General features: G+C 73.5%; 11 protein-coding genes. 6 read left to right on the top strand and 5 right to left on the bottom strand.

Translation table 11 applies throughout. From position 1 onward, the window contains the following. Positions 1-173: 173 nt before the first annotated feature. Positions 174-1,628: an MDR family MFS transporter gene (locus tag M8J73_RS10855; protein WP_063799195.1), complete on the top strand. Its 1,455-nt coding sequence runs from the start codon at positions 174-176 to the stop codon at positions 1,626-1,628. Positions 1,629-1,754: 126 nt separating this feature from the next. Here M8J73_RS10855 and rfbA read toward each other — a convergent pair whose 3' ends face one another. From rfbA to M8J73_RS10880, 5 genes are all read right to left on the bottom strand, one after another. Beyond that, positions 1,755-2,708, bottom strand: coding sequence for a glucose-1-phosphate thymidylyltransferase RfbA (gene rfbA / locus M8J73_RS10860; protein ID WP_055538451.1), 954 nt, complete (start codon positions 2,706-2,708; stop codon positions 1,755-1,757). Between the two features lie 249 nt (positions 2,709-2,957). After that, entirely contained in the window at positions 2,958-3,875 is a 918-nt protein-coding gene (locus M8J73_RS10865) for an NADP-dependent oxidoreductase (protein WP_206187819.1), read from the bottom strand. Further along, the gene (locus M8J73_RS10870) at positions 3,872-4,873 is read right to left on the bottom strand and encodes an aromatase/cyclase (RefSeq protein WP_079054795.1); all 1,002 of its coding nucleotides are present in this window, start codon (positions 4,871-4,873) and stop codon (positions 3,872-3,874) included. Before M8J73_RS10870 ends, M8J73_RS10865 begins: the two co-directional genes overlap by 4 nt. A 26-nt stretch (positions 4,874-4,899) precedes the next feature. After that, positions 4,900-5,955, bottom strand: a complete 1,056-nt coding sequence (locus M8J73_RS10875) for a hypothetical protein (RefSeq protein WP_157873122.1) — start codon at positions 5,953-5,955, stop codon at positions 4,900-4,902. 113 nt (positions 5,956-6,068) lie between these two features. Beyond that, positions 6,069-7,226 carry a nucleotide disphospho-sugar-binding domain-containing protein gene (locus M8J73_RS10880; protein WP_055538455.1) on the bottom strand — a complete coding sequence of 386 codons (1,158 nt, stop codon included), beginning with the start codon at positions 7,224-7,226 and terminating at the stop codon, positions 6,069-6,071. A 144-nt stretch (positions 7,227-7,370) separates the two neighbouring features. On the opposite strand from M8J73_RS10880, the gene M8J73_RS10885 reads away from it, so the two are divergent. The 5 genes from M8J73_RS10885 (at position 7,371) to M8J73_RS10905 (ending at position 12,356) form a co-directional block, all read left to right on the top strand. Next, positions 7,371-8,144: a nuclear transport factor 2 family protein gene (locus M8J73_RS10885; RefSeq protein WP_249828530.1), complete on the top strand. Its 774-nt coding sequence runs from the start codon at positions 7,371-7,373 to the stop codon at positions 8,142-8,144. Positions 8,145-8,643: 499 nt separating this feature from the next. Continuing rightward, positions 8,644-9,765 carry an acyl-CoA dehydrogenase family protein gene (locus tag M8J73_RS10890; protein WP_055538011.1) on the top strand — a complete coding sequence of 374 codons (1,122 nt, stop codon included), beginning with the start codon at positions 8,644-8,646 and terminating at the stop codon, positions 9,763-9,765. A gap of 60 nt (positions 9,766-9,825) precedes the next feature. Then, a complete protein-coding gene (locus M8J73_RS10895; RefSeq protein WP_249828531.1) occupies positions 9,826-10,290 on the top strand; it encodes a nuclear transport factor 2 family protein in 465 nt (154 codons plus the stop codon). A gap of 10 nt (positions 10,291-10,300) precedes the next feature. Then, positions 10,301-11,368 (top strand): LLM class flavin-dependent oxidoreductase, encoded by a 1,068-nt coding sequence (locus M8J73_RS10900; protein WP_055538349.1) that lies wholly within the window; start codon positions 10,301-10,303, stop codon positions 11,366-11,368. Between the two features lie 37 nt (positions 11,369-11,405). Beyond that, entirely contained in the window at positions 11,406-12,356 is a 951-nt protein-coding gene (locus M8J73_RS10905) for a 3-hydroxyacyl-CoA dehydrogenase NAD-binding domain-containing protein (protein WP_055538348.1), read from the top strand. Positions 12,357-12,613 lie beyond the last annotated feature (257 nt).

Raw genomic sequence — 12,613 nt, forward strand, 5'->3', positions numbered from 1 at the left:
ACCGGCCCCCCGGGCCCCTCGGCAGCGCTGCCGTACCGTCCGCCCCGACGGCCCGGCAGCGCTGCCGTACCCGTCCGGACCTGGCGGGCAGCCGGCGCGCGGGCGTCCGGGAGGTGGCCGGATCTCGAGCGGGATTCGAAGGGGGCGGGATCAGGGGCTCTTAGGTTGCCCTCATGCAGACTTCGCCCCCCGAACGGTTGGACCGCAAGCTCCTCGTCCTCGCGGGCACCCTCCTCATCGGTGCCATCGCGTCCCTCCTGGACTCGACCATCGTCAGTGTCGCCCTGAACGACATCGGTGAGGAACTGGACGCCTCCGAGACCGCGCTGTCCTGGGTCAACACGTCCTATCTGCTGACCCTGGCCCTGGTCACCCCGCTCGTCGGCTGGGCCGTGGACCGCTTCGGCGACAAGCGGATGTGGATGTTCGCCCTCGTGGTGTTCCTGGCCGGCTCGGTGCTGTGCGGACTCGCCTGGTCCGTGGAGAGCCTGATCGCCTTCCGTGTGGTCAAGGGCATCGGCGGCGGCATGGTGCTGCCGATGGTGCAGGCGATCCTCGCGGAGGCGGCCGGGCCGAAGCGCTTCGGCCGGGTGATGAGCCTGGTCGGCATCCCCGGACAACTCGCCCCCATCATGGGCCCGGTGGCCGGCGGGCTGATCATCGACGCGGCGGGCTGGCGGTGGATCTTCTTCGTCAACGTGCCTGTCATCCTGCTCGCCCTCGCCCTCGCCTGGAAGGTGCTGCCCTCCTCCGGCGAGCGGCGCGGCACCCGGGTCGACCGCGTCGGCATGCTGCTCCTGCCGCCCGGCATGGTCGCCCTCGTCTACGGCTTCTCCCGGGTCCGGGACGTGTCCCAGCTGACCGACCCGTTCACCCTCGGTGTGCTGCTGGCCGGCCTCGCCCTGGTCGCCGGGTTCTGTGTGCACTCCGCGCGGTCCACGGACCCCCTGCTCGACGTACGGCTGTTCCGCTCCCGGGTGTTCTCCACCTCCTCGGCGCTGATCCTGCTGCACGGCGTGGCCATCTACGGCACCCTCTTCGTGCTGCCGCTGTACTACACGCGGGTGCTCGGCCACGACAGTTCCACCACGGGCTGGCTGCTCGCCCCGCAGGGCCTCGGCATGCTGATCGGCATCTCGCTGGCCGGCGCGCTCACCGACCGGTACGACCCGCGCACCCTCATCCTCGGCAGCACCGTGGTCGCCGCCCTCGGCACCGTCGCCTTCACCCAGCTCGCCGAGCACCCCGGCGACCTGCTGCTCGGCCTGTCCCTGTGCGTGCGGGGCCTCGGCCTGGGTGTCATCGGCGTGGCCGTCATCACCACGGCCTACCGTGACGTGCCCGCCGACCGCATCGCGCGGGGCACCGTACTGATCGCGGTCGGGCAGCGGGTCGGCGCGTCCTTCGGCACGGCCGTCGTCGCCCTGCTGCTGTCCGTCGGCCTCACCGCCGCGCCCGGTGAGGCGGGGGCGGGGGACGCGGCGGCGTACGGCGACACGTTCTGGTGGGTGCTCGGCCTGGTCGCGCTGATGCTGCTGCCGGCGCTCCTCATGCCGCGCAAGCCGAGGGAGCCGGAGACCGGCGTGGAGCAGGAGGAGGGACAGCCGGCGGAGTCGGGACACCACTGACGTCACCGTGGCGACCGACTGCACCCGCGCGTCCGCGTCGGCGTGGGACCCACGGCCGCACGCACCCACGAAGGGACCGTCCGGTCGTCCTGTGGATGACCGGACGGTCCCTCTCCCGCGCTCCCGTCACGCCACCCGCCGGATGCCCCGCGGGTCCGCCGTGATGCCCGTCGAGACGCCCGCCTGGGCGCCCACCGTCGTGCCGTCGGCCCGCGCGGCGCGGGCGACCGCCATCACGTACTCCCCGTAGCCGGACTTGCCCAGCTCCTCGCCCAGCCGGTGGCACTGGTCCGCGTCGATGAACCCCATCCGCAGCGCCACCTCCTCCACGCACGCGATCCTGAGGCCCTGGCGCCGTTCCAGCGTCTGCACGTACAGGGAGGCGTCGAGCAGCGAGTCGTGCGTGCCGGTGTCCAGCCACGCGAAGCCGCGCCCCAGGTCCACCAGACGCGCCTGACCACGAGCCAGGTACTCCTTGTTGACGTCGGTGATCTCCAACTCGCCGCGCGCCGACGGCTTCAGGTTCCGGGCGATGCGGACCACGTCGTTGTCGTAGAAGTACAGGCCCGTGATGGCCCGGTTGGACCTCGGGTGCTTCGGCTTCTCCTCGACCGACAGCAGACGGCCCTCCGCGTCGGCCTCGCCCACGCCGTACCGCTCCGGGTCGCGCACCGGGTAGCCGAACAGCAACGCGCCCTCCCGGTGCGGGAGATGGCCGCGCAGCACCTGGGAGAAGCCGGGGCCGTGGAAGACGTTGTCACCGAGGACCAGCGCGACCGGGCCGTCGCCGATGTGGTCCGCCCCGATGACGAACGCCTCGGCCAGGCCCCGCGGTTCGGGCTGCTCGGCGTACGACAGGCGCAGGCCGAGCCGGCTGCCGTCGCCGAGGACCCGGCGGAACTGCGGCAGGTCCTTCGGCGCGGAGATGACGAGGATGTCCCGGATGCCGGCCAGCATCAGCACCGAGAGCGGGTAGTAGACCATGGGCTTGTCGTAGACCGGGAGCAGCTGCTTGGAGACCCCGAGGGTGATGGGGTGGAGCCGGGTGCCGTTCCCGCCGGCGAGGATGATTCCCTTCACGTCCTGCTCACCTCTGTAGTCGGCTTGTCGTCGTCGGCTCGTGCCGTCGTCGTGACGAGCGTGCGCCCACCCGTTCGAAGCCCCGGTCGTGGGCACCTCGAAGGCCGTGGGTTCTTCGGAGGTCGTGGGTTCTTCGGAGGTCGTGGGTGCCGCGCGGGCCGCGGGGCACCGACGCCGGAAGGGGCGAGCCCCGGCAGGGCCCGCCCCTTCAGGGGACCGGCGCCCGTGGCGGCCCGGTCCTGCGCGCGCTCAGTCGACGGTCAGCACGACCTTGCCCCGGCCGTGCCCGCTCTCCACGTCCCGGTGCGCCTCAGCGGCGTGGGCCAGCGGGTGCGTGGCGCGCAGATGGATCGTCACCTTGCCCTGCGTGTACAGCTCCACCAGTCCCGCGAGCCGCTGCGCCGACCGGGCACCGGCCACGTCCCGCAGGCCCAGGCGCTCGGCCTCCTCCGTGGCGATCATCGTGACCACCCGGTCGCGGTTCTTCGCCACCGCCACCGACGCCCGCAGCGCCTCGGGGCCGGCCGCGTCGACGGCCGCGTCCACCCCGTCGGGCGCGATGGCCCGCACCCGCTCCTCCAGCCCCTCGCCGTAGGTGACCGGCACGGCGCCCAGGGCCCGCAGATGGTCGTGGTTGCGTTCGCTGGCCGTGCCGATGACCGTGCCCGCGCCCCAGGCCAGGGCCAGCTGCACGGCGAACGTGCCGAAGCCGCCGGCGGCCGCGTTGATGAGCACCGTGTCACCCGGCTCCACGCCCACGGTCGACAGTGCCATGTGCGCGCCCTGCCCGTTGCCCGGGAAACCGGCGGCGATCTCCCACGGCATGTCCGCCGGCTTGCGGACGATCTGGTCGGCGGGCACCGTCAGGTACTCCGCGTAGGCGCCGAGCACGCTGTAGCCGAGCACCTCGTCGCCGGGCGCGAACGCCGTCACGCCCTCGCCCGCCTGGTCGACGACCCCGGCGAACTCGTTGCCCAGCACCATCGGGAACTCGCGCTTGATGAACGGCGGGGTCCACCCGCCGCGCACCCGCACGTCGAACGGCAGCACCCCGGCCGCCCTCACCCGTACCCGGACCTCACCCGGCCCGGCCTGCGGTTCCTTCAGCGTCGTCTCTTCCAGCACCTCGGGGGGCCCGAACGAGGACAACGTCGCCGCTCGCATCATGCGTCCTTTCCACTGCGCTCGCCTTGATCGTGCTGCCGTTTGTACTCGACGCGCTCCTTCACGGCGTCCAGAATCAGCCGCACCTTGGAACTCAGCTCGGCCCGCACGAACTCACGCGCCGTCTCCAGCCCGGTGCCCTCCCCGAGGACGGCCGCGATGCCGGACTCCCTGATCACCACCGTCTGCCGGGACGCCACCGTCGTCGAACCATCCGGGCCGGCCCCGATCCGCCAGCGCACATGGTGCGAACTACCCAGCGGCGGCAGCAGCAGCTGCTTGTACGCGATCCCGTGGTGCGGCAGCCCCACGCGGGCGGTGCGCGTGGTGAACCGGCCGCCGTGCCGCTCCAGCGTCTCCATCTCCAGGACATGCGCCCCGGGTCCGCTCGCGCGTACCTCGGCCCGGACCACGTGCGCCATCACCGAGGGCCACCCGGCCGCGTCGAAGAGCAGCGCGTAGACCTCCTCGGGCGGCCCGTCGATCTCCACCGCGTCCTCGACCGTCATCAGCAGCTCGGGGAAGCGGCAGGTGATCTCGGCGGCCGTCTGCAGCGCGGCCAGCTCGCTGTGGGCGATCTCCTCGGTGGTGCGCCGCACCGCCTCCGCGGCCTGCGGGTCGTCGTCCCTCAGCCGGTAGTCGTGCTCCAGCCGCACCACGCAGCGGTCGTCCCCGGCCGCCTCCACGGACCAGGTGCGGCACAGCGACTCCAGCGGCGGCTCCACGCGCTCCGGCCGGAACTCGACGCGCAGCGTGTCCTCGTCGGTACGGCGCAGCGCCACCCAGTGCTCGACGCGGTCGTCGGCCGGCTCACCCGCCCCGGACAGCGCCCACATGCCGACCCGCTCGTACCCGTCCACGGAATTGAGCCGCTCCAGGTGCACGAAGGGCGGGAAGATCCGCGGCCAGGCGTCGAGATCCGTCAGCAGCCGGTAGACGTCGCCGGCCGCCGCCCGCACCGTGACCTCGTGCCGTTCGCTCACCGCTTGTGGCGATGCCATGTGCTCCTCCTCGCGTCGGGGACCGCTCAGCCGCTCCAGCGGGCCGCGCGGACCGTGCCCTGATCGGTGGTCAGATAGCCGACGGTGACGCCCTCGTTGTTCAGCAGGTACGCCTCGCTCGGCCCCGACACGACCGCGCCGATGTTGGTGACCTGGCCGCCGGGTGACCAGCGCACCGCGTGGAACACCCCGCCCGGCGTGTACGAGAACCCGACCGCGACACCGGCGTCGTTGATGCCGTACACCGCCGAGCCCGTGTCACCGGGCAGCGGGCTCAGCGGGACCGCCGTGCCCGAGCGCGTCCACTTGACCGCGTGGAAGGGGCCGTCGTACCCCTTGCCCGCCCGGTAGGAGTTGCCCACCATGGCCCCGCGGTTGTTGATCCAGCTGGCCTGGCTGGAGTCGTCACCGGGCAGGACGCCGCCGAGGGACACCGCGGTGCCGTCGGCGTTCCAGCGCACCGCGTGCTGCTTGCCGTCGGAGGTGCCGGAGAAGCCGACGGCCGCCCCGCTGTCGTTGATCTTCGCGGCGGCGCTGGACACATCGCCCGGCAGCGGCGGCAGATGCGTGGCCTTGCCGTCCACGTCCCAGCGCTGCGCCTTGTACACCAGCTCCGGCGTGGCCGAGAAGCCCACGGCGACCCCGTGCGTGTTCACGCCGTAGGCCCTGCTCCGGGTCGAGCCGGGCAGCCCCGCGAGCTGCGCGGTGCGGCCGTCGGGGGTCCAGCGCACCGCGTGCTCGGCCTTGTCGGCGCCGACCGAGCGTCCCACGACGACACCCGCGCGGTTGATGTTGTACGCCGTGCCGGACACGTCGCCCGGCAGCGTCCCCAGGTCGGATATCAGCCCGTCGGCGCTCCAGCGGACCGGGCGGGTGACACCGTCGGCGTTCGCCGAGGAGCCGACGACGGTCCCCGCGTCGTTCACGGCGTACGCGAGGCTGGTCGTGCCGCCGGGCAGCGTGCCCAGGTCGGTGACGGTGGTCTTCGCTCCCGCCGGGAACGCGGTCGCGGCCGTCAGGGCGGCGGTGCCCAGGGCGACACCGAGGCCGCGCACGGCCATGGGCGACAGTTGGGTTCTCACGTGCTTGCCTGCCTTCCTCTTTCAGATACGGCCGATGCTCTCGGCGCCCGCTCCACCGCCGGTCGAGTCCGGGTCGTGGCGCGGTCGAGGTCCGCGGCCGGATGGTCGGGGGTTCAGCGCCCCTTGCCCGCCAGCTCGACGAGACGGGTCACCATGTGGTCCGGGCCGGGCTCCACGGCCAGTTCCTCGGCCAGCGCGGCGGCGTTCTTGCGGACCGGCCCGTCCTCGACCAGGGCGCGCAGCACGGAGGCGTCGACCTGCTCCGGCTGCCGGTCGAAGCCGATGCCCTCGCTCTCGATGATCGAGGCGTTGATCCAGTTGTCGGCCCCGTACGGCATGGCCAGCTGGGGGACGCCGGACTGCGCGGCGGCGAGCATGGTGCCGCAGCCGCCGTGGTGGACGACGCCGTCGAGGGTCGGCATCAGCGCGCTGAGCGGGGTCCAGCCGACCGGCCGCACGTTCTCCGGGAGGGGGCCCAGCGGCGCCAGGTCGACGTTGTCGCCGAGCGCGAGGATCAACTCGACGTCCAGACCCGCCGAGGCGTCCAGCACACTGCGCAGGCTGCCCGAACCGGCCACGCCCGGCACGATGGTGCCGAGCGTCACCACGATCCGCGCCCGCTCCTTCGGCGCCGCCAGCCAGTCCGGCAGCACACCGCCGCCCTGGAACGGCATCGACCGCATCGACCAGCCCTCGCCCTCGCCGCGCATCAGCTTCTGCGGCGCGAAGTACACGGGCTGCACGAACGGCAGCTCCACCGGCACACCGAGCCGTTCGAACGTCGGAGCGAGGTGGGGGAGCATCCGGGACGGGAGGTCGCCCTCGCGCAGGAAGCTGAAGCCGTTCTCCACCGCCGGGACGCCGAGGTCGCGGGCGGCGAGCAGCGCGGTGCCCTGCAACCGGGAGTACACGATCAGGTCGGGGCGCCAGCCGCGGGCGAACTCCAGCGTCCCGTCGGCCATCATGTCGTTGATCAGGCCGAACTTCTCCAGGATGATCTCCGGCGTCCGCTGCGAGCGGGTGATCTCCGCGCCCCGCTCCCGCATCATCCGCACGCGCTCCTCGGGTGTGCCCTTCTTCGGGAACACCGTGCTGAAGTCGGCGTCCGGGGCGACGTCCCGCACGGTCAGGCCCGCCCGGGCCGCGGCGTCGACGGAGACGCCCGCGGTCGCCACGGCCACGTCGTGGCCGGCCGTACGGAACGCCCAGGCCAGGCCCAGTGCCGGATACAGGTGGTCGAGGCCGGGGGAGACGTTGAACAGCACGCGCATGGCGGTTACCTCGTTTCCGTGGACATCGGGTCTGCGGTGGACTCCGCTGCCGTGACCGTGCCGGGGGCGGCTCAACCCGTGCTCGAGAGACGGCACCGACACTCGCCGCCACACACGCCACCGCCCGACGAAAGGCCCCCACCTATGCCCACGGACCCCTTCGTGATGCCGGGCACCAGCACGACCCCGGCCCCCCGTACGGCCCCGCCCCTGGGCACGGCCCCGCCCCTGGGCACGGCCCCGCCCCTGGGCATGGCGCCGGATCCCGGCATGGCGCCGGCTCCCCGCACGGCCCCGGGCCCCGGCACGGCCTTGGACCCCAATACGGCGCCGGACCTCGGCACGATCCCGGACCCCGACACGGGGCCGGACGCCGGCACCACCCCGGACCTCGGCACGACCCCGGGCCCCGGTACGGCGCCGGACGCCCGCACCACCCCGGATCCGGTCATGGGCCCGGAGCTCCTCGCCTCCCCCGCCGGCGCGCCCGTTCCGGCCTCCCTGTACGCCGGCGTCCAGCAGTTCTACGCCCGGCAGATGCACCTGATCGAGGGCGCGGACGCCGACCCCGACGCCTGGGCGGAGACGTTCACCGAGGACGCGGTCATCGAGCTGGCCGGGGACACACCCGACGTCGGCCGTGAGGCCATCCGCGCCTCGGTGGCCGCCGGGGTCGCCCATATCGCCGCCCAGGGCTGGGACTTCCGCCACTGGTTCGGCATGCTCGACGTCCGCCCCGGCGAGGACGGCTCGCTGCGCACCCGGTACTACGCACTCGCCATGGCCACGCCCCGCGGCGGCGCCCTGGACATCCGTGGCTCCCTCGTCTGCCACGACGAACTCGTCCGCGCCGACGAAGGCTCGGGCTGGCTGGTCCGCCACCGCCGCCTCGTCCCCGACGGCCGACCCGGCGACTGAGCCCCCGGACGGCGTCCGACCCTCCGGCAACCTGCGGCGACCTCCGGTGAGCCCGGCGTCCCCGGCCGAGCTCCGGCGTTCCCCAACCCGACCCGGTGTCCTCGGCCGACCCCCGGTGTCCCGGCCGAGCTCCGGCGTTCCCCAACCCGACCCGGTGTCCTCGGCCGACCCCCGGTGTCCCGGCCGAGCTCCGGCGTTCCCCAACCCGACCTGGTGTCCCCGGCCAACCCCCGGTGTCCCGGCCGAACCCCGGCGTCCGGGCCACCCCCCGCCGCCCCCCCGCATCGAGCGCATCTCAAGGCGTCCTGGACCGGCCCCCAACCCCCGGCGGCCACCGTGGGGCACTCAGCCGCGGCACGGGGCGGACGGCTCGTACCCCGACACGGGCCGCCCCGTCGAGCGCGGCTCGAGACCGGTTCCACCGGGCCCCCGCACGGTGGGCGGCGTGCGGCGGTGCCGGACGGGTTCCAGCAGATCACCGGGTGAGGAAGTGGGTTCTATGCCGAGCCAGTCGACAACCAGCCGAACCGGTCTGCCGGAGCGCGCCGGTGACCTCGCCGCGACCGCGGCCCGGTACGCCGCCGACGCGGACACCGACCGGGAACTGGCACCGGCGGTCACGGACGGCATCGTCCGTGCCGGCTTCGCACGGCACTTCGTGCCCGCCCGCTTCGGCGGCGCCGAGGGCGGCGCCCGGGAACTGCTGGACGCGGTCGCCGCGCTGGCGGAGGGCTGCACCTCGGCCGCCTGGTGTGCGTCGGTCACCGCGGGCGCCGCCCGCATGGGCGCCTACCTGCCCGAGCGGGGCCAGCGGGAACTGTGGGAGCGCGGCCCCGACACCGTGGTCGTCGGCGCGCTCATGCCGAGGGGCGCGGTCACGGAGGTCGCGGACGGCTGGCGGGTGACCGGCGAATGGGAGTTCACCAGCGCGGTCGGCTTCTCCGACTGGGCGCTGGTGTGCGCGCTGGTGCCGCAGGACGACCGGCACGTGCCGTGGTTCTTCGCGCTGCCCCGCGCCGACTACCAGGTCGTCGACACCTGGTCGGCGATCGGTATGCGCGGCACCGGCAGCCACACCCTCACCGTCGACAACGTCTTCGTGCCCCGGCACCGCGGCTTCACCCGGGACACCATGCTCGCCGGGCGCGCCGTCGCCTCCACCGCCCGCTGCCACACCGTTCCGCTGCGGCTGGTCAGCGGCCTGCTGTTCGCCGCCCCCGCGCTCGGCGCGGCCCGCGGCGCGCTGCGGGTGTGGTCCGAGCACACGGCGATGGACACCGACGAACGCAACCCCGGCCCCCGGATCGCCCTCGCCCGTGCCGCCGTCACGGTCGACGCGGCCCATCTGCTGCTGGAGCGCGCGGCCCGCGTCGCCGACGCCCCCGCGGCGACCCCCCTGGAGCAGGTGCGCAACCCCGCCGACTGCGCGCACGCCGTGGACCAGCTCGTCGACGTCGTCGGGCAGTTGTTCCGCACCGTCGGCAGCACCGGCCAGCTCGCCGCCCACCCCCTCCAGCGGATCTGGCGCGACGTGCACTGCCTGGCCAGCCATGTCGCCCTGCGCTTCGACACCGCGGGCGGTGCGTACGGCGCCCGGCTGTTGGAGCCCGCCGCCGGCTGATCCCGGCGCCGCCCCCGTCCTCGTACCGACCTGTCACACGACCTACGGAAGGCAGCTGGCATGAGCCACCCCACCACCCCGGACCAGGCGACGGCGTCGTTCGCCCCGGCCGACCTGTACGCGGAGGTCCAGCAGTTCTACGCCCGCCAGATGGGCCTGCTGGACGACGGCAGGCCCGACGACTGGGCCGACACCTTCACCACCGACGCGGTGTTCGCCGAGGCCAGCCGGCTGGCCGAGCCGCTGCGCGGCCGCGAGGTGATCCGTGCCTCGTCCCGGGCACGGCAGGAGCGCCTCGACGCCGACAAGATCGACTTCCGGCACTGGCTGGGCATGCTCGACGTCCGCCCCCAGGCCGACGGTTCGGTGCGCACCCGCGCGTACGCCCTCGCCATGCGCACCCCGCGCGGCGGGCAGCTGGAGATCTTCGCCAGCGTCGTCTGCCACGACCACCTCGTCCGGGTGAACGGCGCCTGGCAGGTGCGGCAGCGCGATCTGACCCACGACGGCTCGGCCCGGGACTGAGGAGCACACGATGAAGTTCGGCATCGTCTTCTTCCCCACCGTCGGCCCCGCCGACAAACCGGCCCCGCAGTACTTCGACGAGGCGCTGCGCCTGGTGGACCTCGCCGAGGAACTGGGCTTCGACCACGTGAAGATGGTCGAGCACTACTTCTTCGCGTACGGCGGCTACAGCCCCGACCCGGTGACGTTCCTGGCGGCCGCCGCGGGCCGCACCCGCCGGGTCCGGCTGGGCACCAGCGCCACCATCCCCGCCTTCCAGCACCCGGTGAAGCTGGCGGGCAAGCTGGCCATGCTCGACGCCATGTCGGGCGGCCGGGTCGACGCCGCGTTCGGACGGGCCTTCCTGCCGGACGAGTTCACGGCGTTCGGCATCCCCATCGACGAGTCCAAGGACCGCTTCACCGAGGGCGTCGAGGCGATCAAGCGGCTGTGGGCCGAGGAGGACGTGGTCTTCGAGGGCCGCTTCCACCGCTTCGGCCCGGTCACCCTGCTGCCCCGCCCGGTGCAGGACCCGCACCCGCCGGTGTTCGTCACCACCGCCCGCAGCGCCGAGTCCTGCGCCGAGGCGGGCCGCGCCGGGCACCACCTCCAGACCGTGCCCAACGTGATGTCCACCGAGGAGCTCCAGAGCCGGCTCGCCGTCTACCGCGAGGAGTGGGCCGCCTCCGGCCGCACCCCGGGCACCGAGCAGATCCACTTCAGCTACCCGTGCGTGGTGTCCGAGGACGGCGACACGGCCCGGACGAAGGGCCGTCACGACGACGACCGCAACTCCGCCGCGATCCGCGCCGCCGTCGCCTCCTGGGAGACCACGCGCAGCTCCGCCTACCCCGGCTACGAGAAGCTCGTCGAGGCCACGAGGACCTCGCACTTCGAGGGGAAGCTGGCGCAGAACAAGCTCCTCATCGGCGCCCCGGACCAGGTCCGCGCCCAACTGGAGCAGATCGCCGAGTGGTTCGGCGACGACATCACCATCAGCCTCGGCGTCCACTCCGGCCATCTGTCCTTCGAGGACGCCGCCACGACCATGCGGTTGATGGCCGAGCACGTCATCCCGAAGCTGTCCGCCGCCCGATGACCGCCGGCCCGTCGACCCCGAAGCGAGGCACCCACCCATGACCACCCCAGCACCGCCGCGGACGGTCACCGTGATCGGCGCCGGCACCATCGGCCTCGGCTGGATCGCGCTGTTCCTCGGCCACGGACTGCGCGTCCGCGTCAACAGCCGCAGGCCCGACGCGCCGCGCATCGTCCAGGAGGCCCTAGACCTGTTCGCCCCGTTCCTCCCCGAGGGGAGCGGGGACCCGGCCGGGTTCGGGGAGCGCCTGGAGTTCGAGCCCGACGTGGAGCGTGCCGTCGCGGACACCGACGTCGTCGTGGAGAACGCGCCGGAGAACCTGGAACTCAAGCAGGAACTCTTCGCCCGGATCGGCAAGGCGGCCCGGCCCGACGCGCTGATCCTGTCCTCCACCTCCACCCTCAACCCCGACGACATGGGCGCGCTCATGGCCGACTCCACCCGGCTCGTCGTCGGCCACCCCTTCAACCCGCCGCACGTCGTCCCGCTCGTGGAGGTCGTCGCCGGTGAGCGCACCTCACCGGAGGCCGTGCGGGAGGCCGTGGCGTTCTTCGAGTCGGTGAGCCGGGTCCCGGTGGTGCTGCGCAAGCCGGTCCTCGCGTTCGCGGCGAACCGGCTGCAGTCCGCGCTGCTGCGCGAGTCGATCCACCTGGTGAAGGAGGGCGTGGTCTCCCTGGAGGAGCTGGACCGCGTCGTCACGCACTCCATCGGGCTGCGCTGGGCGACCGTGGGTCCCTTCCTCGCCTTCCACCTGGGCGGCGGCACGGGCGGCCTGCGCAAGTGGCTGGGCACGCTCGGCTCCGGCCTGGAGAAGGGCTGGGAGCTGCTCGGCCGCCCCACCCTGGACGAGGCGACGATCCAGTCCCTCATCGAGCAGGCCGAGGAGGTGTACGGCGGCTCGTCGTACGAGGAGCTGGTGCGCGAGCGCGACACCCGGCAGACCGCCGTCCTCAGGGCACTGGCGGAGGTCGGCGACCGCCAAGCCTGAACGACGGCCCGCGCGAGCCCGGTTGGGCCCGCGCCCTCCGACCGGCGGGTGCCCCCACGGCACCCGCCGGTCCTGCTTACCCCTAGGGCCCTTCTGATGGATCTCCGCGGCGTCGCGACGCCCGGCACTCCCCCAAGCTCTTCGAGCAGGGGGTACCCCCACTCGCCGCACCGGACAAAAGCCCTAGTAGCTCCGCTACGAGGGCTTCCGCCCGGCACACCGAGAGCACGCACCGAACGCCGCTCCTTCTCCCGCGG

This window comes from Streptomyces neyagawaensis (assembly GCF_023516595.1).
GTDB lineage: Bacteria > Actinomycetota > Actinomycetes > Streptomycetales > Streptomycetaceae > Streptomyces > Streptomyces neyagawaensis.